Source organism: Pontibacter sp. FD36 (genome assembly GCF_015686655.1).
Classification (GTDB): domain Bacteria; phylum Bacteroidota; class Bacteroidia; order Cytophagales; family Hymenobacteraceae; genus Pontibacter.
Map to the genome: position 1 here is coordinate 165,337 of NZ_JADPMP010000003.1, position 25,899 is coordinate 191,235.

A 25,899-nucleotide genomic window follows, 5' to 3' on the forward strand; every position below is an offset into this window, starting at 1 on the left:
TGAAGCAGGCGGGAATTTGCACTTTTATGTTTTGGTAATAAGGCGATCACTGTTGTGTGTAACCCGGAAGCAAACAGATCACATCATACTGAATAATTAATAACAAAAGTATCGTTTACCTATAATCAACCGTGTGTATGGGAATACCTTTACCCTGCTGGAGTGCAATTCGTGCTCCGTTCAAAATTTCTGCCTTTTTACTTTTGCTGTTGTGCCTGCAGGCAGTTGATGCAACGGCCCAAACCAAAACCGCTGCCTGGACAGGAGAAGGAACAACGCGATGGATTTTGTGGCCATTTTGGTCCGATCAGGTAAATACTACCGACTGGAATAATTCGGATAACTGGTCGCCACGCAGTGTGCCGGATGCCAACACCGACGTTACTATTGGCAGAACAACAAACCAACCCATAATTGCGGTCAGCAATGCCGTTACGGTGCGTTCTTTAACTATAGCCAGCGGGGCTAGTCTTAATGCCCGCAACCTGCTGCTAAAAGTTACAGTAACCGGTGATTTCTCTATTAATAGCGGTGGTACGCTCACCAACAACGGCTCCGACATGGTTGTAAACGGCAACTGGACCAACAATGGTACTTATGCCGAAAACCGGATCACCATAGGTACTACCACTTATTACCCAACAATAGAGTTTGGTGGCATAAATAAGTCGATCGGTGGTTCCTCAGCCAATGCCTTCAATTACCTGATCATACGAGGTACTATAACACTGGGTAACAACATCAATCTTACACCCTTAGCAAGTGTGTTATCCAAGTTTGAGGTGTTAGGCACATTTGATCCGGAAGGGCATAAAGTAACGTTCACATCCGCTCCTTCTAATGGCTTTACACTTGGCGATGGTGCGGTGCTCAAGGTAAAAGCGACTACCTTAGAAGGCAATTATTCCCTTGCTGGCGGTGCTGCTTTTCCTACCAGTATGTTCCCGACCAGCGTAATCGATTATGCGGCTGCCGGTAACCAGACCATCCATGCAGCTACTTACCAGAGGCTACACATAAGCGGTGGCGGAGTGAAAACGCTGGCACAGACAGACAATACCACAATAGCTGCAAATTCTGCGCAGACGCAACTGAATGTGCAAGCCGGCACCCTGGATCTTGGTAGCCGCTCGCTTAACAGGACAGGGACAGGTGCAGTGGCTGGTGGTGCTCTTACAGTAGCAAACGGGGCTACTTTAAAGATAGGCGGCACAGGTACATTCCCGTCGGGTTTTGCTAGCCGCGACCTAAGCATAAACAGTACTGTTGAGTACAGCGGCGCTAACCAAACTGTGACTAATGAAGCTTACGGTAATGTAACCCTGAGCGGATCCGGAACCAAAACAATGCCTGCTGCCAACATGACCATTGGCGGCATGCTAACGGGTGGCGGCAGTGCAGCCTTTGCCGCAAGAGGCAACATGGCTGTAAATGGCGATGTGGTATTAAGCGGTAGTGCTACCTTTAGCGGCGGAAACTTTACCCACACCATTGGGGGCAACTGGACAAACAATGCTACTTTTTCGGGTGAGGGCAGTACTGTTATACTGTCCAGAGCAGGGAAATCAATCATCAGAACGGTAAGTGGCGCTGCTTCCTTCCATAACCTGACCATAAGCGGCGCAGGCACCAGCATTTCTGCACCTGAAGTAAATGTGAGCGGCGATCTGGCTACTACGGGAGCCGGCACTTTTGCGCATGCCAGTGGCGGCAAGCTAACCATGACGGGCACCGCTAAGAGCATTAGCGGCAGCAGCATAACCCTCCAGGATTTCGTTATAGATGGTTCCGTGAGCACCATTACTTCGTTTGAGATCCAGGGAAGCCTGACTGTGAATGCAGGCAAGTCTTTTACGGCAACTGCAGGAGCGATCAATATGACTGGTACTGCAAAAACGATCGGTAACGCCGGTGTCCTTACGTTGTTTGGCCTAAGAGTAAATGGTGTTATCGGAACGACAAGCTCCTTCCACATCAAATCAGATGTAAGTGGGGCGGGCAATCTTAGCGCCACTGCAGGTACCATCAACTTTTCTGGCAACTCTACCTTTAACGGCAGTCACAATTTATACCATGTTACCGTATCGGGCAGTTTGCTGCGCATGGCTGCAAACGCGAACCTGGGTATAGCCGGCAATTTCACTGCAGGCCCAGCTTTTGATGCCTTTACAAACAGCCCCAACACGGTTATGTTTAATGGGGCGGCATCACAGACTATACCAGGGGTAGTTTACCATCATATCGCTTTTGCTAACGCAGGCAGCAAATCAGCTGGCGCGAGCATCACTGCCAACGGCAACCTGAGCATCGGCAATGGCGCAACCTTTTTAGCAGGCGCTAACAGCCACACCATAAACGGCAACTGGGTTAACAATGGGGCATTTACTGCGGGCACAAGCACCATTATACTGGTGGGCGGTGCGAACACGACCATGGCCGGGCCTACCACCTTCAATGCCCTTACCTTGCAGAAGGCATCTGCAGGCAATACTGTTACGTTAATCACAGATATCACCGCCGGAACACTCCACATGAACAACGGTCTGCTCATAACCGGAGCAAGCCAGATATACCTGACAGGCGACCGTACCGGCAGCAGCTGGGTAGTAGGCAAATTAACCAGGACCCATTCTTTTGAGGCTGGCAAAGCCTACGCCTTTAATGGGCCATATACGCAGTTGAGTTTCGCAACTGCAACGGGTGTTTCGGGTGTGTCAGTTAACCTGCAGTACCAAACAGTTGCAGGTTTTCCGTCCGGTGCGGCCCTTAACGGTACCTATACCATCGCTGTCCCTTCAGGCACCTATTCAGGGGCCACCCTGCAGTTGCAGTACCTGGACTCAGAACTGAACGGCAACACAGAGGCAGGCCTGCAGCTCTATAAGCGGATAAGCAACGTCTGGACTCCGATGGGCAAAAAAACGAACAACGTCGACCAGGATTGGGTAAGACAGGAAGCCTTAGCTGATGTAAACGGCATCTGGACGCTTTCTTCCACAGTCAGTGTGTACAGATGGAAGGGCGGCAGCAGCACGGCATGGGAACTAGCGGCCAATTGGGAAAACATTACAGGCACAACGCCAATGCCAGCGGCTGCGATTCCGGGCGAAATGGATATCGTGGAGTTGGGTGGCATAATACCTGCTTTCCAGCCACAGATCAACTCGGCTGCAAAAGTGAAAGTTGTTCAGTTTAGAGGAACCGCTCCTATAACACTGGATCTTGTTTCTGGAAGCCTGGCTGTAGAGGGTAACCTGGCAGCCACCGGCGCCGGAACAAACGTGCAGCACCGGATTACTACTGGTAACCAGCCCCTGAACATTGGCGGTTACCTGACGCTTAATGATGGTAGCCAGGGAAATAGCATCAGCTTGCTAATGGGCTCTGGTACTACAACGATCACCGGCGACTTAAATCATGCAGGTACAGGATTTATAGCATTGGGCAGCGGACACATTAAGTTAAGCGGCAATTATAACTTTAGCAGCCCCCTCGAATTCTTTGACAAGGGAACAGGCACGTTCACATACGAAGGCTCAAATGCGCAGGTGATTGGGGTGGTGTATTACAATAACCTGACCATTGACAAGCCGTCTGGTGTTGCAACGCTTGTGGCCCCTGCCGAAGGATGGGTAGCCGGAGATATTACTGTAAACAGTGGCCGTTTCTCTATACCTGGCGGAAATTATAATCTGGAAAAGAATGTGATCCAGAATGGAGGTGTGCTGGAAGTAGGCAATTCTGAAATTACCGTGATGGGGAACTGGACAAAGCGTGGAGGTACTTTTGAGGCCAATACCAGCCACATTACGCTGCAGGGTAGCCACCTGGAAGCTGCTTCGCCGCTAACCTTCAACAACCTGACCGTAGCCAAAGAACCCGGAACAACAATGACGGTAACAGGCAACGTGCTCGTGAACAATATCCTGGATTTGCAGAGCGGCACAGTAGACCTGGGAACCGGTACGCTGAACAGAAGTGCTGCAGGTGGCAGGTTTATAATGGGCGGCCAGGCTGCCTTACTCCTGAGTGGCAATAACTTCCCGGCCAGGTATAACAACATGATACTGCACCCGCTCAGCACGGTGAAGTACCAGGGCAACACAGCCCAAAATATCACGGCTACTACCTATGGCAACCTGGAGATCGAAAACGGAAGCACAAAGACCCTGCTGGGAGCTACCAAGGTGGCTGGCGACCTGACCATTTACAACGACGCATCTTTGAACGCGAACGAACAAACGCTGACCCTGCACGGCAACTTTAAGCACAACGGTGCTTTCTCAGCCGGCGCGTATACGGCGCCAAATCCGCCAAGTGGCACGCTGGTACTGGACCGGGCTGATGGCACAAACAAAGTGATTTCTGGAAACACCCTGACACTAAACAATCTGGTCGTAAAAGCCGGCGCTAATTATACTATAACAACAGACCTGATAGTAAACGGAAACGTGGATATAAATGGCAACCAGCAGATACACCTGGATCCATCAGATAGAGATAAAGGCTTTGACTTAGCTAACAACGGTTTACTTAATACACCTGACGTAAAAGTATACCTAGCTGGCGACATGACAAACGATGGTATATTGGTAGGAGCGGGTTTACGAACGTTTGTGGGTACACGTGTACAGCATATTCGACTTAATGCTCCACTTATACCTGATGACCAACGCAGAGCTGCAACCATCGTGTTTGATGGCAGCGAGCCTCCTGTTTTCAATTCTAAATCTGATGCAGAGTTTGCTGATCTAATAATCAAGAACACAGGCGGTGTTAGAACAAGTATGAACTGGCGTGTATACGGTACATTAACTGTGCATGAAGGCGCTGCTTTTGATGGAGGCATGTTGACCCATACTATTCACACAGGCATTAACAACAGCGGTACCATCGTCAGCGAAGGTATTATCCACTTTGATGCTACTCCTGTTGGGCAAAACACAGGTAATCATACCTTTAACTTTGGTGCAAGCGCAGATGCATTCCAAAGTATGGGCACGCTACGCGTTAGCGGAACAGGCAAAGTTGTACCAATGGGTATGTTGCCTGCCTCTTTTAACAACCTGGTACTCGACAACTCTCACCAAGAGGGCATTGATATGGCAACCCTGACGGGCAATGACGTGCACGTGAAAGGAAATGTGGTAATAGGAAGCAGCACAGTCTGGCACGGAAGCAACAAGCGCTATACCCTGGAAGGTGGTGTGAACAACGACGGTATAGTAGAAGCCAAAGCAGCCGACTTCACCTTTATGGCATTAAAAGTGGGCCCGGATGGTAAGCCTGAAATTGCGCAGGTGAGCGGTGCAGGTACAGCCACTGTTCAGAATTTTATAGTGGGCGACAACGCCCGGGTAAACCTGACACAGGAAGTCGTAAATATCTATAAAGACTTTGTGCACAACGGGGCTGATTTTGACGGAACTAAGACAGAGCTTAAGTTTAAGGGTGCTGCTCCGGCTACGATCATCGCAAAAGGAAATCAACCGATCAACATTCAGCACGTGCACATTGCCAAAGAAAACGACGTTGCTGTAACACTGCGCGCGCCATTGGAAGGCATAAGTACTCTCATGGTAGAAAGTGGCGTTTTTGACACACAAGAACAGACTATAGCCACAACAGAAGAAGTTACAACGGATGCGTTAAGTAATTCATCCTATTTTTCGATCGACAAAGGGGCATCTTACAGAGTAGCTGGCAGCAATACGTTTCCGGAGTTTGTAAGGTATAAGTTTGATCCGGAAAGCACCGTGGTGTTCGAGGGTGGCGACCAGGCGGTAAAAAGTATACAATATGGCAATCTGCAACTGCTGAATGCGGGCACGAAGACGTTTGCCGGCGATACTGCCCGCATAGCCGGAACACTAACTGTTGCCAGGGATGTGGCCGTGGTTGCCCCTCGGGTAGTGGAGTACAATGGTGCCCTGGCACAGACTGTGGCCGCTCTCAATTATAATAACCTGATACTGAGCAATAGCGGTTTTAAAACACTGGATGCCGGCACAACAGGTATAGCGCAGCAGTTTCTGCTGGCAGATACTACGGGGTTGAATGCTGCCGGAATCGGCGTAACGGTAACATACAATGGAGCCAGTCCACAGCAAGTGCTGCCAACCAATTACTACAATCTGACACTGCGCAACGCAAGTGCCAAACGTTTTTCGGAGACCACAGGTATAGCCGCTGCCTTCAGTTTGCTCGAAGGAGCAACTGCAGATCTTACCGGTGAAAATACAATATCCTTTAACGGTAACCGGGCACAGCAAATACCAGGGCTAGACTATTATAACCTAACTTCAGCGGGCACAGGTGTAAAAACACTGGCTAGTGATGCCTCAATAGTGAAGGAATTAACACTGACGGCAGGGGAGATTAGAACTGGCAACAATTCGATAACCCTGGGAGAAGAAGGTCGCATTTCAGAGATCGAAACCGCTTTTGTAACGGGCGCTGTTGTAACGCAACGCGAACTGACTACCGTACGGGAAGACTTTGGCGGCATGGGGCTGGCGATTACCCCGAGAGCTGGCGCACCTGGCCTAACAACAGTCATACGCAATACGGGGACGGCCGTGGGGGCAAACCAGAACAGTATTATGCGCAATTTTAGAGTGCTGCCATTTGGCTCTAACACCAATCTGAACGCGGTTGTCGAAATGGCTTACTTCGACCATGAGCTAAACAACGTGGACGAAGGAATGATGTCCTTTTATACCTCAAATGATGGCAGTAACTGGAAGCTTAGAACGGAAGAACAAACCAAAACTGAAAACCTGGTGTCCATGTTCGGTGAGCAAACCTTACAGCGGCAATATACCTTGGGAGGGACCATCACGCCGCTACCAGTAGAGTTGATGTACTTCAAGGCTGTACGTTCAGGTCCTGACGCACTGCTTACTTGGGCAACGGCTTCGGAGCAGGATAGTAAGGGATTTGCGGTAGAGGTATCAATAGACGGGTATAGGTTCAGGCAGCTTGGTTTTGTAGAAAGTGGGAATGGGAATACTGTTTTAACGCAGAAGTATAGTTACACCGATAAAGAGAACGGCAAAACAGGCGTGCGTTACTACCGACTGCGACAAGTAGATCACAATGGTGACGAGAAAATCTACAGCCCAAAATTCGTAAATTTTGGCTCGGTAGAGAAAGTTAATGTTGTTGCTTATCCGAATCCGTTTAACACCAGCCTGACACTCTCCATTGCTACACCTGATGCAGGTATAGCCCGTATTAACATGTATGACACAGTTGGCAAACTGCTGTTGTCGGCCGAGCAAAGCGTGCAGGGAGGTTCTACGCACTTACCACTTAAGGTTGATGCGCTTAACCAAACAGGTATGTATGTGCTTACGGTAGAACTCAACGGTACCGTGCACCGTCTTAAGCTACTGAGAAAGTAAATACCTATCTTAGGTATACAAACAAAAGAAGGAGGCCGTGTATGGCTTTCTTCTTTTGTTTTTGCCCTGAAGCTACACCTGCTATACTATGGAAAAACAGCTGCCTGCCCTGGATCAGTTTCTTGCAGGAGCTGCTTGGCTTTATATAACAGATCGTATACCTCCCTAAGGGCTAATGTTTTATTGAGTAGAGCGCGGGCATTCTTTATAATTTTTATGCTATATTTTTCAAAGAAAAAAAAGAATGTGCTGCCTCTGAAATTATTGGAGATTGGCTGAAGTGCTTTTTTAGTAGAATTTATCCTTTCTATGTTAAAACATCATTGAAGCTTGTTTTATAAGTACTTAGTCGATCATCCAGTATTAATACTTATGGATTAATGCTTGCTATGGAAAAAGCTAGATAAGTTTCCAGATTATAATATTCTAATTTGATCAATATATAGTTAACAAGCTATATGTCAAGTTTCTAAATTTGCTGGTATAACATCGGATTTGTATTGACAAAAATCTACCAACCCAGCTAATTTATGAAACCCAGTATTGCTTTCACCGGCTCAGCAAGGAGCGGGACAGGCTTTGACGTTTTCAAATCTTATTTGAAAAGTCTGTCATTGCTTCTTTTCGTTTTGGGAGGGCTCGCTCTATCGCAAGTTGCCCATGCTCAAACTCAATTCACGCACGATTTCTCAACCCCTGCAGTCTTAAGTGGTAAGACAGATTCATGGCCCTGGAATACGACTGCCACGATCAACGTGGGGGGAGTAGAGTATGAGCTAACCGGTTTAATTAATAATAGCTGGGAGAACAAGAATGATGGCGGCGCTAATAATAGTGCCAGCTTGCACTTTAATACTGCTGCTACAACCAGCTTTACTATAAGGCGCAAAGACAACCAGAAATTCAGGTTTTATAGCCTATGGCTTACTTATACTTGCTCTAGCGATGGATTATATTTACCTCCTCATTTGAGAGTAGCCTATAATGAGACTACTTTGCCGCAGGAAGAATATCAGGAGCGCAACCGGCAAGGCCTAGTTGTATCAAATGATGTGGAGGTCAGGTCTGTCACATTTATGTTTTCAGGGCTTCTTGAGCTAAATATAGACAACCTTGTAGTAGGTCCTGTCGGAACCGCCTTATCCAGTAATGCCAATCTCTCCAACCTGGCCCTCTCAGGCACTACTTTGTCACCGGATTTCAATGTCAATACAACCAGCTATACAGCTAGCGTAGCAAATGCAGCAACATCGGTTACAGTAACCCCCACCAAGGAAGACGCCAATGCAACTGTCAGTATCAACGGAACCGTGCTGGCCAGTGGCGTGACCTCCAAAGCAGTTAATCTGAATGTTGGCTCCAACACAATCACTGTAGTTGTCACCGCGCAAAATGGTAGCACTAAAACCTATGCAGTTACAGTAACACGTGCTGCTCCTTCGCTTGCAGCTCCTACCACTCCAGACCTGTCGAGCGCCAGTGATTCAGGACTGAGCAATAACGACAACATCACTAATGATAACACGCCTACCTTCGTAGGAACAGCAACTTCCAACACAACTGTAAAGCTGTATGCCAATGGGACTGTGGTCGGTACTGCAACAGCCAATGGATCTGGTAACTGGACAATAACAACCAGTGCTCTGGCAGAGGGAGCCTATACCATCACGGCAAAAGCAGCAGATGGGGCAGGAAACGAGAGCCCTTCTTCAGCTGGATTGAGTGTAACGATTGATACAACGGCGCCTAACACCACCATAGTCAGTGGCCCAGCCGCTGTTTCAAACTCAACCAGCGCCACTTTCACCTTCACAAGCACCGAGGCTGGCAGCTCCTTCCAGGCAAGCGTAGACGGCAGTTCATTTGCCTCCGCTGCCTCGCCGCTGACAGCGACGGGATTGAGCGATGGCACGCATACACTACAAGTGCGGGCTGTGGATGTAGCCGGAAACGTGGACCCTACCCCCGCAACCCATACCTGGAGGATAGATGCGACAGCTCCGGTCGTGACAAGCATCACCCGTCACAACCCGGCAACTGAAAACACGAACGCAACAACCGTTACCTACCTGGTTTCTTTCAGCGAGTCCGTTACGGGCGTAAGTGCAGATGACTTCACCCTGAGTTCCATGGGAATGGCAACAGGGAACATTGTAAGTGTAAGCGGATCGGGAAATAGATACGAGATAACTGTCTCTGACATTAGTGGAAGCGGCGCCATGCGCCTGGATATGAATGCGAATGGAACCGGCATCACGGATGTGGTCGGGAATGGACTTCGTGGAGGCTATACCTCTGGCCAGACGTATACAATAGATACGACAAGTCCAGCCGTTGCCTCTGTGTCTGTACCTGCCAATGCTACCTATAGCGCAGGTCAGCAACTGGATTTCACGATCAACTTCACTGAAGCCGTAACAGTAGCTACAAATAACGGGACCCCAACGCTGGGCCTTACTATAGGCGCAGTTTCCCGACAGGCGGTTTACCTGGGCGGCTCCGGCTCGTCAGCGCTGAGTTTCCGCTACACGGTGCAGCCAGGCGATCAGGATATGAACGGCATCACCCTTGGAACCATTACACTGAATGGCGGAACGTTAGCCGATGCTTTTGGCAATGCGGCAATCTTGTCACTGAACAGTGTGCCATCTACAGCCGGTGTTTTAATAGATGCCGTTGCGCCAACCATCACATCTATTAATCTACCCAACGACGGTACTTATAATCTGGAACAAAAGGGCTATTTGCTGTTCAGTGTAGAGTTCAGCGAAAACATGCTGCGTACACAAGGTTCTTATCTGGAGTTACGTGTGGGCACGGAAATCCGGAAGGCCACCCTGGATTGGGCTTTTGAACGCGCTGCTTATTATGCCTACAAGGTTCAGGAAGGGGAGCAAGCGGCAGGTCTGGAGGTACTGGCACTGAAAACAGATGCTACGATGCCGACCGATATGCAAGGCAACACACTAGAGATAAGTGCCACGTTTCCCATTTCGCGCAGCAATGTGCGTGTAGATGGTATTCGCCCACTTCTCATGGGGTTAACGGTGCCAGCAGATAAAATCTACAAGCAAGGCGAGCATCTAGACTTCACAGTACGCTTCAGTGAGAAGGTAGAGTTGAGTGAGGCAGGGCCAATATTTGGTCCCTTGAGCGCAAGCGCAGCAACTGAGGAGATGCCGGAAATGCCTGAGCTACCAGAGGACGGGAAACCCTTTATTCCACTGAAGATCGGAAACAAAGTGGTGCTGGCGCTTTATAACGGAGGAAGCGGCACCGAGCAGATAGCTTTCCGCTATACCGTACAGGAAGGGGAACTGGACATGGATGGAATTGAAGTTGCCCCAGGGATTGTGGTGGCCAGTAACATTATACCAGGTCCTAGACCAATGGGAGCCTTGCCTACCGGAATATTCACCATTACCGACCTGGCGGGTAACGAAGCCTCTGATCTGGAGTTTGATGAGGTGCCTGTTACCACTGGAGTGCTGGTAGATGCCGTGTTTCCGACGCTGCAGTCTGTCAGCATAACCTCTAACAATAGCAACACTACACTGGCAAGAGCAGGAAATGTGATCACGCTGCATTTCGTGGCAAGTGAAGCCATCCGGCAGCCAACGGTGCTGATCGCAGGCAATGCGGCAACAGTAGTGGCTGTGTCGGGCCAGGAGTATCGCGCGACCTATACCATGACTGCTGCCAGCAACGAAGGCAACGTACCGTTCAGCATCAACTTCAGCGATCTGGCAGGCAATGCAGGCGCAGCTGTCAGTGCCACCTCCAACTCGAGCCGTGTCACCTTCGATAAGACAGCACCGGCCGGAACAACTGCCATCAACGGCGGAGCTGCCTATACCGCTTCCTCGCAGGTGGCGCTAAGCCTTACAGCAACCGATGCGCTGACTGGCGTAACGGGTATGCGCTTCTCTAACGATAATCTTGCATGGGGTGCCTGGATGCCTTTTGCGGCAAGCCATACCTGGACCTTGTCTTCCGGTAACGGCATTCGCACGGTATACGCGGAGTTGCGCGACGGTGCCGGCAACATTGGTGCCGCCGAGGCGCAGATCATAGTGGACAATGTGCCGCTCACCCTTACACTTTCCAGCGATGTAGGAACCGCTATCAACATATCTTTTGAGGTCCTCTTCACGTTCAGCAAAGCCGTAAGCGGTTTTGCACTTGCAGACCTGACACTACTGAATGCCACGGCTTCCAACCTGATGACTGCTGACAATCAGGTATACAAGGCGACTATAACACCTGCCTCTGAGGGAGAAGTAAGAATCAGCGTGGCAGCAGGTGTTGCGGTCGATGCAGCGGGCAACCAGAACCTGGCCTCAACTGAACTAGTTCGAAATTTCGACGCCACAAGACCACAGGTAACGGTCGCCAGCACTGCCACCAGCCCAATTAATACAGCTTTTACAACACAGTTTACTTTTACAGAAGAAGTAGCAGGATTTGATTTGTCGGACATCACTGTCAGCAACGGAGCTGCCTCTGATTTTGTAAAAGTGTCCGCTACAACCTACACAGCTCTTATTACGCCAGCCGCTAACGGCGAAGTGACAGTTGCCGTAGCAGCGGGCATAACAAAGGACGCAGCTGGCAACGATAACCTGGCTTCCAATGTGCTCAGAATTTCTTTTGACACAGCTAAGCCTACTGTAATACTGGCTTCTACTGCAACGGCTGCGGTAAATGCGCCTTTCAGCGTGAGCCTCACTTTTAGCAAGGATGTGACTGGTTTTGCTATCGGTGATATTACCGTAACCAATGGTGCAGCCGCTGATTTCGTGGTAGTCGACCCGAAAACCTATACTGTGCAGGTGATACCTGCTGCGAATGGGGAGGTGAGCGTAAGCGTGGCTGCCAATGCAGCCCAGGACGGCGCTGGCAATGGCAATGAAGTTTCGAATACGCTTACCCGCCGCTATGATATCACGCGACCAACTGTGGTTATCCGAACAAGCGCTTCGGGTCCTGTCAATAGTGCGTTCTCCATTGCGATGGAGTTCAGCGAAGATGTGTCAGGCTTTACCGCGACAGGTATAGCCGTTACAAATGGTACACTTACACAATTCAGCCAGGTGGACGGACGCCGCTTCAGTGCGCTGATAACTCCTTCGGCAGCGGGTGAGGTAACCGTACAGGTACCTGCCAACGCGGCGAGCGATGCAGCCTCGAACGGCAATTTAGCTTCCAACACGCTTGCCCTGGTGTATGACGCCGATCGCCCTGGCTTGGTGCTGGCAAGCACTGCCCCGGATCCGATCAACAGGTCTTTCCAGGTGAGCATCACCTTCACCGAGCCTGTAACAGGATTCTCTACGCAAGGTATAACGGTAGCTAACGCCACGCTTTCCGGTATGACCACAACTGATAACCAGCAGTATACCGTCGAAGTTAGCCCAGCGGCAGACGGACTGGTAACACTTTCAGTACCGGCTAATGTAGCCCAGGACGCGGCAGGCAATGGCAATACGGCTTCTGGAACGCTAACCAGAACCTTCAATGCGACCAGACCGACACTTGCCCTGTCAACCACTGCCACAAACCCGACCAATGCTGCTTTTGAGGTGACCTTCACCTTCAGCAAAGAAGTGACTGGCTTCGAAGTAGGAGACATTGCGGTGAGCAACGGAGCGGCCTCAGCCTTTGCACAGGTTTCCGCACAGGTATACACTGCCTTGATTACACCAACTGCCGAGGGCGAAGTGATCGTGAGCGTGACTGATAATGTGGCCCGCGATGCAGCTGGCAACGGCAATGAAGCAGCTACAGCCCTGAAACTGAATATTGACAAGTCACAGCCAACCGTTGTGCTGGCTTCCGGTGCACCTGAGAAGCTGAACGCAGCCTTCGAGGTAACCATCACGTTCAGCGAAGCGGTAACCGGATTTACAGGCGCTGATGTGACGCTTGTAAACGGTACGGTGACGGCCTTCTCGGTCAAGAATGAGAAGGAGTATACCCTGCAGATCACGCCACAGGCGAACGGAGAAGTGCAGGTATCCCTTGCAGCCGGAATGGCGAAGGATGCAGCCGGTAACCTGAACCTTGCCTCTGAGCAGCTCACCCGAATCTACGACACCACAAGGCCAGTAGTAGAAGTGTCCACAGAGGTGACAAGCCCAATCAATGCTGCCTTTACTGTGCGCCTTACCTTCTCCGAATCTGTAGAAAGCCTTGCGTTGACTAACATCTCCGTAGAAAACGGAAGCGCTTCTAACCTGACCAAGGAAAGCGCCACGGTATACACCGCACTTGTGACACCAACTGCAAATGGTTTAGTCACCATCTCCGTGGATGAGAACGTGACCCAGGATGCCTTCGGTAACGGTAACCTGCCATCTAGTCGCCTGCAGCTAAGCTACGATGTGACACAACCAACGCTGGTGCTTTCCACGACGGCAGCGGATGTGGTGAACAGCCCATTTGAGGTAACCTTTACCTACAGCAAAGCCGTGACAGGGTTCGACGTGCAGGATATTGCCTTGACGAATGGTTCGGCTTCAGCTTTCAAGCAAGTATCTGCTCAGGTATACACCGCCCTGGTAACCCCAATGTCGGATGGCGAAGTAGGTATAGCGGTAGCGGCTGATGTAGCCCGCGATGCTGCCGGAAACGGTAACCAGAAAGCCGATGCACTAACCAGAATATACGATGCCACCAAGCCAACGCTTGTGCTGAGTACAGAAGCCAATAGCCCAATAAACGCTACCTTTGACGTCGTGTTTACTTTCAGTGAGCCAGTTTCCGGTTTCACCCTGGCAGACATCGAAGTGGCCGGCGGTTCTGTGTCGAACCTGGCACCCGTTGTAACCGGCAAGGTATACACCGCCACGATCACGCCAACTACAGAAGGGGAGGTAGCCATAAACGTTGCTGCGGATATGACAGAGGATAGAGCCGGTAACGGTAACCTGGCTTCTAATACACTGCGTTTGCAGTATGACAAAACACATCCGGCAGTCGCACTGACAACCACTGCTCCGGCCCTGACCAATGCCGCTATACCTGTTTCGATTGCATTCAGTGAACCGATAACAGGCTTCGATTTAGCCGATATCACCATCACCAATGGCACTGCGTCTGACCTGACGAAAGAAAGTGAAACCAGGTATAGCGCTCTTGTAACGCCTGCCTTTGACGGAGAATTAAGCATCAGTATTGCCGAAAACAAAGTAGCGGATGCTGCTACGAATGGCAACACAGCCTCTAACCAGCTGACCCTGACTTACGACGGCTCGGCACCTGCCAGCTACGCCATCGCCTGGGGAGCTGCCCGCGTGGATGTGTCGAACCTGGAGGAAATGACACTGCTGCTCTCCGGAGCTGAACCGGGTACTGCTTATACCTACCGCATCACAAGCGGTCAGGAAAGCACTGTGGTAACCGGCACGGGAGAGGTGGCGGAGGAGAGTTTAAGCATTGCGAACCTTGACCTGGAAAAACTTAAGGATGGTACGCTGACCGTGCAGCTATACCTAACAGACAAGGCCGGCAACAAGGGAGCGGAGGTAACGGCGCAGGTAGTTAAAATTACCCGCAACATCGCTTCCGTGACAGCCCCGGACATGATCCAGGTGCCGATCCGCACAAAGTTTGAGCAGGTTCAGCTGCCAGCCACTGTAGCGGTTACCTACTCTACCGGTGAGACAGCACAGGTGAACGTACGTTGGGAAGCCGGCGCCTACGATGGCACCAAGGCTGGGCCGTATGTGCTGACTGGTATACTGGAACTGGCTGACATGACCACTAACCTGAGCAACCTGACCGCTAAAGTGACAGTGGAAGTGCAGCCGAACAAAGTGCCGACTGCACTTGCCTTCAGCGCTACCACCTTCAAACCAGAGGCCACGGCTGACGAGGTGATTGGTACCCTGACTACCACCGACCCGGACGATACCGAGTTTGTCTATACCCTGACGAGCGGCGAGGGCGATACGCATAATGCACTCTTTGAGATCCGTGGCGATCAGGTATACCTGAAGTCAAACAAAGGGCTGTCAGGTATGACAAGCTTCTCCATCCGCGTGCGCAGCACAGATCCATACCTGAACACGATTGAGCGCACCTTTACGCTCACCAAGCAGGCCTATGACCGCACGGTGGACCAGCTCAAGATCGTGAACGCCTTCTCTCCGAACGGCGACGGCATCAACGACAACTGGACCATACCTGAGCTGCGATTCTACAACGAGGTCTACATCAAGGTGTTCGATCGCTCCGGCGTACGTGTGTTCGAAACTACCAACCCGGAGAAGGGTTGGGACGGACGCGGTCCGAACGGACAGATCCTAAAAGGCCCTTTCCTTTTCACCGTGGAGGTGAAGGACATCAACTGGGTGAAACGTGGCGTGGTGACAATCCTTAGCAAGTAATCAACATGAAAAAGTTAATCCTATCTATATTATTCGTTGCTTCTGCTCTGGGCGTGAGTGCCCAGAACAGAAAGCACATTGCCAACTTTCAGCTGTTTCAGCAATACTACAACCCCTCGCTGACAGGCTACGAGGGCTCTATGCTCAAGGGCTTCCACCGCAACCAGTGGACAGGCTTTGAGGGAGCGCCCCGAACCTACTTCGCCTCCGCAGAGCTGGACCTCGCGGACCTGACTGCCTGGCGAAAGAGTGACTTACTCCGCACCCGACAGGACGATTACTACAACCGCCAGGTTGGTGCCAAGCATGCTTTCGGTCTGTCGGTGCTGCAGGATGAGTTCGGACCCTTCTCCGAAAGCCAGGTGCAGTTGGGCTACGCCTCGCGGGTGCGCCTTTCAGAAAGTCTAAGTCTGCGTTGGGGTGGGGCCATCGTTTACAATGCCCAGCGCCTGGACGGCAACAGGCTGACGGTGGACAACGAGAGCGATCCTGAGTTTCAGGGGGTGCTGGGCCAGCGCCTGCGCCAGGGCAAGCTCGACCTGAACCTGGGCTGGACGTTGACGGCTGATAACTTCTACATTGGGTATGCTATGCAGGACGTGACCAAGGGCGGCATCGTGTCAGGAGGAGATGAGTTTCTGCAGGATCTCTACACCCGCAAGCACCTGCTGCAGGCAGGCTACCGCACCGCCCTTTCCGATGAGTTCGGGCTGGTGGCCAATGCCATGCTGCAGTACGATGACAAGCTGAAGGAGAGTGCCGAGCTGCAACTCAAAGCGATCTACCAGAACATGCTCTGGCTGGGAGGCAGCTACCGCCAGGATCTGGCCTGGAGCGCCACCGCCGGTTTGCGCCTGAATCAGTTCCGCATTGGCTATGCCTACGAGATCCCGATTCAGAACGCCCGCCACGTGAGCCGGAGCACCAACGAGATCTCCCTCACCTATAACCTGATTCCGGTGAAGTATCCCAAGTACGGAAGACAAGTGACTATCTGGTAAAGCAAGGCTAACATGAAGAAGATTATATATACTATTGGATTGATTTTAGGAGCCCTGACAGTGGGTCAGGCTCAGACGAAACTTCAGGAGACGAATGCTGAAATGGCCGGCGTGGCCTTGTTAGGAGAGGACATGCTGCTCGTGACCAAAAAAGAGGGTGACGGCCAGTACCTCTACACCGCCCGTCTCGGAGAAGCAGAGGCCACGGAGCGGGCCATTGCCCTGAATGCCGGCCGCATCAACGCCATTGTTGGAGGTGACCTGGCGGCAGGAGAGGTGTTTGTCTACCACAAGTCGGGCAGGAAACAGGAACGGATAACTAGGTATAAGTGGATGAACGGGGAATTTGTGAAGGGTGAGGAAGTGCGTGTTCCCCGCCTGCGCAACCACTCTTATAACCTGGGCCTATACCTGACGGAGGACCAGCGTCAGCTCTATATTGCCGCCGAACTGGCAGGCTCACAGGGCTACGACGATCTATACCTGAGCGAGTGGAACGGCAAGTCGTGGTCACGCCCGCGCAACCTGGGCAAGCAGGTCAATTCCGACCAGGCAGAGTTCGCTCCTTTTGTGCGCAACGATTCACTGTATTTTTCCCGTCAGGAGGGAGAGGCCGCCTACATCTACGGAGCCGCTCTGCAGAACGGTCAGCCGGGAGAGGCTGTGCGCCTGCCAGGTGTGGTAAATGGGAAGGAGACGTATAACGCCTACTTCAGCAAGCGTGCTGACTATACATTGTGGGTGGCCGGAACTAGCAGAGAGACGCCTCGCTACGTTGCTTACATGCTAGGCGATAGGGCTGAGCCAGCTGTCACAGCCACTGTCGAGGAGGCTGAGCCAGCTCCAGTTGAGAAAGCTGTTTCTGAACCAGTTGTAGAGAAAGAGCTTAAGCAAACAGTGGAGCCCATCTCTGAGGAACCGGGCGTTAAAGCTCCCGTGCGAGCCGCTACACCTACGCTGGTGCTCTACAACGAGTTTAACCGGGTGCACCTGAGCCTGAGCGAACTGGCCGGTTTGTCCCGCTTCCTGCGTCTGCAGCCAGAAGGAGCATCCTTTGTGATAAAAGGCTACTCCGACGGCTACGGGGAGCCTGCGGCAAAGCAGCGTGTGAGTGAGCAGCGTGCTCAGAGCGTGAAGGCCTACATCCAGCGTTACTTTGCGGACAAGGCCTTCAGGGTAGAAGTGGAGGGCGAGGTACTCCCGGGCAAAGGCAAAGCACACCGCAAGACCGAACTATACCTGGTGCAGTAGTACCTGACCATAAACATGCAAAACATGATAAAGGAGGCCCCTGCCTAAAAGAGGGGCCTCCTTTTTTTATCAGTTCTTAAATCCTCTCTAGCACAATCCCATTTCTTTCGCTTAAATTACGACCTTGTATCAGCCTGCTTTGGAACTTCATGCGTACAAAGCAGGCAATATGAACTCAACTCACCTTAAACTAAAGAATACACCATGGCGACAGGACTTCTTGCGCTTTTAGACGATGTGGCAGCGCTGGTGAAAGTCAGTGCGGCAACCTTGGATGATGTGCCCACACAGGTGGCGAAAACCACCGGTAAAGTATCCGGCATTGTGATCGATGACACGGCCGTGACGCCTAAATATGTGGTGGGCCTCGACCCGAAGCGGGAGCTTTCCATCATCTTTCAGATCGCTAAAAAGTCGCTCATCAACAAAGCGATCTTTCTGGGGCCGGCCGCGCTGGTGCTGGGCTACTTTTTACCCGTCGTTATACCTTACCTGCTGATGATAGGGGGTGCTTTTTTGTGCTTTGAGGGCTACGAGAAAGTACACTCCATGTTCAGCAAAACACACGAACCAACCGACGAGCCTACAGAGGAAATGGACATCATCACCCCACAGGAACTGGAGAAACAGCGGGTGAGCGGTGCAATTAGAACAGACTTTATCCTTTCGGCTGAGATTATGGCCATAGCGTATGCTACGGTTGCTGAGAGTCCGCTGGTGAACCAGATCGTGGTGCTGTTTGCGGTGGCAATCTTCATCACCATCGCCGTGTACGGCTTTGTGGCCCTGATCGTGAAAGCGGATGATATCGGCGTACACATGGCGCAGGACAAGTTCCACCCGACCACCCAAAAGATTGGTCGCGGCATTGTGAAGTCCATGCCTAAATTTCTGACCATACTTGGCTACGTAGGTACTGCTGCTATGCTGTGGGTAGGGGCCGAGATCATTGCGCACGGACTACCATTTATGCACCACCCCATGGAGATTCTGGATCACTTGTTCCCCGATGTACCTATGCTTGGCTGGCTGGTAAAGGTACTGGTGCTGGCTTTGGGTGGTTTGCTGCTGGGAGCTGTAATTGCGCAAATTGTGACCCTTGGCAAGAAGCTATTCAAACGCCCGGCCGAAAAGGTAGCTCACTAAGACACCCGTTTTATAAAAAGCAGAAAGGTCGCCCTGGTAGAGGCGACCTTTCTGCTTTTCCAGATAAAGGGTAGGCTATCAGGCCCGGGCCGTTTTGGCTAGCTTGGGCCTTTCCTGTCCATCCTTCGTCTTTGGTTTCTTTTTCTTTTTATTCCACCACACTAGGAAGCCGGTGACCGGGAGGCTGGCGCAGATCAGGCTGATAAAGAAAGCCAGGATCTTACCCGGCATTCCCAAGACAATGCCCACGTGCATGTCGTAGTTGAGCATCACCAGTTGGTCTGCCAGACTGGCCTCTGAGTACCTGTCACCCTGCACGCGGTACGGCTCCAGGGTATGCTGGTCGTAGTAGTATTCGTTCCGGTTATACCAAGTGCCAAAGTCCTGGTAAGCCGTGAGCTCAATGGCATCCTCTTCGTCTTCCAGAATCGGTGTCATATACCAGCCCTGCGCATTCGGCTCCAGAGCCAGTGTTTTGTACCAGGCTTTGTCCAGCATCGAAACCGTATCCTCAGCAAACATACCTGCTTTGGAAACGTCAGAGTGTGGGTGATGGTGACCAGGCTTCTCTTCGCCGCCCGAGGTAAGGTAGTACAGGCCGTTTCCGAACCACTCAAAGCTCCAGACCAGACCCGTTACGGCCAGCACAAAAGCCAGGATCAGGCTGTAGAAACCCACCACATTGTGCAGGTCATAGTTCACCCGCTTGAACTTGCCATTCCATTTGATCTTGAAGCTCTTGTTAAGCTCAGCCTTATTCAGTTTTTTAGGCCACCACATCACCAGACCAGTGAAAAGCAACACCACAAAGATCAGGGTAGCTATACCTACCACCGGGCGTCCAATATCGTAAGGCAGCCACAGGGCGCGGTGCCCGTCTATGATAAAATGAAAGAAGTCAAATTGTCCGTCCCCGCTGGTCTGCTTTTTCAGAAACTCGCCTGTGTAGGGGTTGATGAAGATAGCGGTGAAGCTCTTACCTCCATTTTCGAAACCCATGTAGCCGACTGCGGCAGCTCCTTCTTTGTTGCTGTAGGTAAGACCGGTCGGCTTCTGGCCAGGCATGTAGGCCTGGGCTGTGTCCAGCAGCTGACTTGGGGGCACAAAGGGTTTATCCTGCGCTTCTACAAATCGCCAGGGCTCCAAAGCATCTTTAATGTCCGGCTCAAAAACATAAATACAGCCCGTAATGCTGACAATGAACACCACAATGCCCGATGCAAGGCCAAGCCAGAGGTGCAGCCAGTCATTCACCCGCCTCAACACACTTTTGCCGCTGTTCTTCTTGCTTTTCATCTTATTCAGAAAGGAATTTTAAAGAGAAAATACCCGCTCCATCGTGCGCTGATGAAGCGGGTATAAGAGTCAATGTCTGTTAAAGCTTGGAGATACCTGCCACAAAGTTAGCTTCTACTTCAGCTCCTTTGGTAGCGGTGTAGGCTTCAGTATCTATTCTGTACACAAAGATGCTATTGCCTTCCGGAACGCTCATGTACACATACTTACCGTCCTGCAATGCTGCCAGTCTGCGACCGCTGCCTGCGTGCTCCGGCAGGCCGTCGATGTAGCGAAGGGTTTTGCTGTTCAGGTCGATGATCGCTGATCGCAGTGGTCCGTCAGTCCAGGCTGCCTGCTGGTTTCTGGCAGCTGTGTTGACCTCAACAAATGCTATACCGTTGCCCAAGTACTTCAGGTGTGAAATGGTTTTGCCTCCGGTCAGCTGCTCCACATCAAAGAAGTAAGTCTGGTCGAAGGTAGTTTCGCCGTTCTTGATACGCAGGATGCCTGGCTTGTTGGTCACCTGGCTGTAGCCGTTTGCCGGATTGGTATGCGACAGCGCATAGACATCTCCCTTCTCATCTTCCGTCAAACCTGACTTGGTGTTAAAGCCACCGATCGGACCGGTGCGGGTATCTTCTATCACTTTCTGGAATTCTAAGCCCGGGTACGAGAAAACTGCGATCTGCGCCTTGTCAGTATGCGGGGTTGCATACGTGGTCGGGTCGCTGATGTAGTAGCTCAGGTATAGGTTGTTGCCACTGATGGCCATACCTGAATAAGAGGGCGTCTTGAGGTTGGTGATGGCAGAAACAAGGTGCTGCTTGGTGGCGGTAACCGTTACCGTGTTGGCGCTGAAGGTATGGAACTTGATCACGTCGGATGTCGATGCCATTTCCACGCCTACCAGGGTATTGTCGTCAGCCTTGATAATATCAGACAGGCTGTTTGGGAAAGAGACGTTGCCGATCTGCTTCAGTTCGCCGGCTTCATTCTTAGAGATACCCACCACATTCACGTCATCCAGGCCGCCAATGCTGTAAATTGTTTTGCCGATCTGCGTGAAGTCGTAGTAACCCGACTGCTCTATACCTTGTCCTTTGGCTGAGATGTTTCCGGTCATTAAATCACCAAAAGGAACAGTATAGTAAGTAAAGATTCCGTCGCTGCCTCTAACAGCGAGTGACATGGCAAAAGAGCTGTCCGCGTCTGGTGTCGGGTTTTCGTCATTACTGTCGCAGGAAGTGAACAGGAGGGCAGAGCAAAGGCCCAGGACTGGCAATGCCAGTTTGCTGGCGTATTTAAATGAAAACATATGAATTGTTTGGATTTAGATAATAGTTAAAGGACATATCGGAATTTCAGGTAAAAAGCACGACCAGGTTTCTGCAGATAGTATTTATCGTAAAGCAGGGCATCGGTCAGGTTGCGGCACTCGATCGCGACGTTGTACCTGCCCTCCCGGAAACTGCCGGAGAGTTCGAGGTTGTGCGATGACTGTGTCGGGATTACTTTCTTAGAGTCTCTGGACCCCAGTTCTGCCCAGCTCAGGAAGTACTGCTCCACGTAATTGTAATAGTAGTTAACATTCCAGACAGCGCCCGGTACCAGCACATCCCTTAAGGTAAAACCGGCATTGGCGTTGCCGAACATATAAGGGGTGTTGGGTAGTCGGAAGCCTTTCTGAAAGTTTCGCTGCCACCCGGTGTTGGTATAGGAATCGTTAAAAACTAAGTCAGCCTGGTCGGTGATATCCTGGAAGGTGAAGTTGCCGCCCAATCGCAGCATGTCGCGCCACTGATAGCGCAGACTGCCTTCCACGCCCAGCGTTCTTGTATCGCTTAGGTTGTCGTAATAGGTCTGCGGACTGGCCACTCTTACTACCTGGTAGATCAGATCTTTTGCCTCGCGGTAAACAAAGCTGCTCTCAAGGTTAAACTGGTGATCCTGACCTAGCTTAAAGCCATAGGCAGCCCCGGCGTTGAAGTTGTCGCTCTGCTCCGGACCCAGGTCAGGGTTTGGCTGCACAAAAAGTCCATCTCCAAAAATCTCGGTTGCCCAGGGCATGCGGTAGGTATGTTCGTACGACGCCTTCAGCTGCAGGTCCGGCAACAGGAAATAAGTAGTAGCCAGGCCATAGCCGAAGTTCCGCTTGCTCGATTCCAGGGCCTCGGTGCGCTGGGTTTCAAGGGCGAAATCATATTGCTTGCTTGTTCTGGCATGCAGAAAATACGCTTTGCTGAACAACGTCGTGCTCCACTTCTCGTTCAGGTCAAACTTGTAAGCCAGGCCCAGCACTTGCTTGTTGAGCGATCTCGGAAACTGGTTCTCAATTCTGTCCGGGTTCTCAGAGTCGAAAGCCTTGCGGCGGAAATAGGAGTAGGCGTAGTTGAATGCCAGTGAATGTTTGGGACTCAAGGTATAGCCCGCATTCAGCTGGCTGTTAAAGTCATTGTCGTCAAAAGTTGTGTAGGTGCGGAGCAGCTCCCCGTTGTTGGAACCAGGCGTGTAAGTAGCTTGTCCCAGCCAGTTGTAGGTAACGCCACGCAGGGTGTCGATCACTTCACTTTTGGTGATGTTGTAAGCTGTGTAAAGACTCACATTCAGTCCGTCTACCAGCAAATCATCTTTGCTGTATCGAAGGGTAGGCACCACTGAACGGCTATTGCGCATGATGCCACCGTACACGCTGTTCATGGTCGCGCCGGTCTGCACCTGTTTGTCGTTGCCGGAGGCGATCACGCCAAAGAGGAGATTGTCAGCGTACTTTTTATTGACCCAGCCTGTTTCCAGCTTCACAGTGCCGGAGTGGTAGCGGTCGTGGAATCGCTCTACCTCGGTTGTGTCGATGATGTTGCTGCCCTCCCTGATCGGAACCAGTACCCGGTAGTTGTTATCAGAGTAGTTGTAGTTCACATTGCCTCTGAAGGTATAGCCATTAGCTGGATTGGTATAGGCGCCATTCAGTGACAGACGGTGTGTGTAGAAAGAACCTACTGAATAGGAGGCGTCCAGGAACTTAGCTTTCCGGTTGGTGATGATGTTGACGGCTCCGCCCAGTGCGTCCGTACCCAGCCACACCGGAACCACCCCTTTGTATACCTCGATCCGATCGATGGAATTGACAGGTATGTCACTCATTTGCAGCGAAGAACCAAAGTTATCCATCGGAATGCCATCCAGGAAGAATTTTACCTGATCACCTGAAAAGCCATTGAGTGAGAAACTCAGATTCGAGCCCAGACCGCCTTCTTCGAGCACACGCACACCCGCCACCCGGTTCAGCACTTCTTTGGCGTCTGAGGTACTGTTTTGCAGCTCCCTCGTAGAGATGGCGGTAACGGCATAGGGCTGCTCGTTTACCTCTCGGGTGGCAGACTTGCCAACAATCTCCACGCCCTTCATTTCAAAGGTTTTCTCGCGTAGGCTGATGTTTAGTTCTAAGGTTTGAGATGGCTTGAGCGATATGCTTTTTTCCTGCGTCTCAAAGCCCAGGAAGCTGATCAGCAAGGTATAATCACCTGGGGATACATTGGTTATTTCATAACGGCCAGCGGCATCTGTGGTAATACCTTTTTGAGCCTCTTTGAGTACCACGCTTACGCCTGCCAGCGGTTCACCGGCGGATGTACGTACGCTTCCGGAGATGACTGCTTTGGTCAGCTCCTGGCCCCAGGCTGCGTTAGTAAAGCATACCAGCACCAGAACTTGTACAATCGCACCGATTATTTTGATAAACTGCTGCAATGCCTGTGTTATTTAGAATAATTTTAAATTGAGGCAAAGCTATGACAGAAAATTTAAGGTTCAAAATTATTTAGATTAATTCTAAACAATAATCATGTGCTCAGTATCAGCAGTAAATATTTCAATATATAGCAGTTTGTAAGTGTCCTGGAGGCTGAATGGCAGGAAACACAAGAGGGGGATGAGTTTATAGGATCGCCATTACGCATGGAGAATTAGCCACAGGCGATGAGTTGAGTGCCTGTGCTAAGGTATAGCTCAGAGCAGGCACCGAATTTCTGCATCAGGATGATGTGCTCTGCAGGTAAACGAAACACGCTGCCTGATCAGAATGATTTCTGCGCAGGGACTAGATGTACATATGCATATACTTGTGCGCTGTTTCAGATACCAGTTTCAGGATGTTTTTCAGGACAGGGCTATTGTCATTCTTCCGCCAGGTGACATAGAGGTTCATCTGGTAAGGCAGTTTGATAAAGCGCACATTGGGCAGAGCGCTGAAAGAGTAGGAGTAGGGCAGGATGGTCACGCCGAGCCCCTTGGATACGAGCCCCAGCACCATACCTCCGAAATCTGTCTCGATGCGCACATCAGGTGTGAAATGATGGTCTTCGAATATTTGACGTAGTCCCGCGGTATAAAACGTCGTTTGAGCCAGATTAGACAAGATAAATTTCTCGTTTTCCAGGTTGTGCAGTCCTGTGAAGTTCTGCTCGGTGAGTCGGTGACTTTGCGGCACGGCCAATGCATAAGGCTCCGAGTAGAGGCACTGCGACTGCAGCGCAGGATTCTCGGCAGGATCACGGCGGAAGGCCAAGTCCATCTGGTAGTTGAGCAGCAGTTGCTCAAAGCTGATGTCAGTGGGCTCCACCAACTCCACTTTCAGTTCGGGCAGGGCCTGGGAGATGCTGGTGATCAGGTCTGGCATAAAGCCATAAACGATGGAGCCGGGATACCCGATACGCACCAAACCAAAGGCACCCTCGTGTATTTTCCGGGCCTGCAGGTGAATGCGGTTTATCTCATCGAGCAGCGGCAGCCATTGGTCCCGCAGAAAAGCACCGGCCTCGGTCAGCTTTACGCTCCGCTTCGTCCGCTCAAAAAGTTGTACTCCCATTTCATCTTCCAGCGCCTTGATCTGCCTGCTGAGGGCAGACTGCGTGATGAACATGCGCTCGGCTGTGTTCCAGAAGTGCAACTCCTGCGCCAGTGCCAGAAAGTACTTAATCTGTTGTAGCTCCATCCGCTGTGATTCGTTTTTTGCATTAGTCAAGCGAATAAAAGCATTTTTAAGCCCATTTGCACCAGTTTAATTTGCAATCAACAATTATTAGTAACCAAAGCTATGCTATCACTACGAAAATACATGGGAGAGGCGGTCGGTTGGACAGGCGCTTTCTTTTCGCTTTCGGCCTTTAGCCTGAACAGCATGGGCCTTACTCACGGACAGTCGCTGGAGTATCTGGGGATGAACATCGTCGGATGTTTTTTTATGATTCTGTATGCTGCATCTAAAAAGGCGCATGCAAGCTCGGTGCTGAACACGATCTTCCTGCTTGTCGCCGTGATTGCTTTAGTCAGAGCTTACTTCATGCAACCTTAGCCAGTGTTTCTAAACAGTCAGCATTTATAGGCTCCCCGGAGCAAGCGATCCCTGCAGATGAAAATCTGCAGGGATTT

General features: G+C 51.1%; 10 protein-coding genes. 6 read left to right on the plus strand and 4 right to left on the minus strand.

What is annotated here, in order from left to right; genetic code table 11:
- The first annotated feature begins 137 nt into the window (after positions 1 to 137).
- The 5 genes from I0P70_RS05425 to I0P70_RS05445 all read left to right on the plus strand — a co-directional run bounded on the left by I0P70_RS05425 (position 138) and on the right by I0P70_RS05445 (position 19,194).
- The gene (locus I0P70_RS05425) at positions 138 to 7,406 is read left to right on the plus strand and encodes a T9SS type A sorting domain-containing protein (RefSeq protein ID WP_230392015.1); all 7,269 of its coding nucleotides are present in this window, start codon (positions 138 to 140) and stop codon (positions 7,404 to 7,406) included.
- A gap of 968 nt (positions 7,407 to 8,374) precedes the next feature.
- Positions 8,375 to 15,796, plus strand: coding sequence for an Ig-like domain-containing protein (locus I0P70_RS05430; RefSeq protein WP_196115275.1), 7,422 nt, complete (start codon positions 8,375 to 8,377; stop codon positions 15,794 to 15,796).
- 5 nt (positions 15,797 to 15,801) lie between these two features.
- Complete coding sequence (locus tag I0P70_RS05435) at positions 15,802 to 16,797, plus strand: PorP/SprF family type IX secretion system membrane protein (protein ID WP_196115278.1); 996 nt, start codon at positions 15,802 to 15,804, stop codon at positions 16,795 to 16,797.
- 12 nt (positions 16,798 to 16,809) lie between these two features.
- A complete protein-coding gene (locus I0P70_RS05440) occupies positions 16,810 to 18,048 on the plus strand; it encodes an OmpA family protein (RefSeq protein ID WP_196115280.1) in 1,239 nt (412 codons plus the stop codon).
- 204 nt (positions 18,049 to 18,252) lie between these two features.
- Entirely contained in the window at positions 18,253 to 19,194 is a 942-nt protein-coding gene (locus I0P70_RS05445) for a DUF808 domain-containing protein (RefSeq protein ID WP_196115284.1), read from the plus strand.
- 78 nt (positions 19,195 to 19,272) lie between these two features.
- On the opposite strand, the gene I0P70_RS05450 is transcribed toward I0P70_RS05445, so the two are convergent.
- The 4 genes from I0P70_RS05450 to I0P70_RS05465 all read right to left on the minus strand — a co-directional run bounded on the left by I0P70_RS05450 (position 19,273) and on the right by I0P70_RS05465 (position 25,462).
- A complete protein-coding gene (locus I0P70_RS05450) occupies positions 19,273 to 20,490 on the minus strand; it encodes a PepSY domain-containing protein (RefSeq protein WP_196115286.1) in 1,218 nt (405 codons plus the stop codon).
- A gap of 79 nt (positions 20,491 to 20,569) precedes the next feature.
- A complete protein-coding gene (locus I0P70_RS05455) occupies positions 20,570 to 21,787 on the minus strand; it encodes a DUF4374 domain-containing protein (protein WP_196115288.1) in 1,218 nt (405 codons plus the stop codon).
- Positions 21,788 to 21,813: 26 nt separating this feature from the next.
- On the minus strand, positions 21,814 to 24,219 hold the full coding sequence (locus I0P70_RS05460; RefSeq protein ID WP_196115290.1) for a TonB-dependent receptor: 2,406 nt from the start codon (positions 24,217 to 24,219) through the stop codon (positions 21,814 to 21,816).
- Positions 24,220 to 24,568: 349 nt separating this feature from the next.
- Positions 24,569 to 25,462 (minus strand): LysR family transcriptional regulator, encoded by an 894-nt coding sequence (locus tag I0P70_RS05465; protein ID WP_196115292.1) that lies wholly within the window; start codon positions 25,460 to 25,462, stop codon positions 24,569 to 24,571.
- Positions 25,463 to 25,564: 102 nt separating this feature from the next.
- Between I0P70_RS05465 and I0P70_RS05470 the strand changes: the two genes are divergently transcribed.
- A complete protein-coding gene (locus tag I0P70_RS05470) occupies positions 25,565 to 25,822 on the plus strand; it encodes a hypothetical protein (protein ID WP_196115294.1) in 258 nt (85 codons plus the stop codon).
- The last annotated feature ends 77 nt before the right edge of the window (positions 25,823 to 25,899 follow it).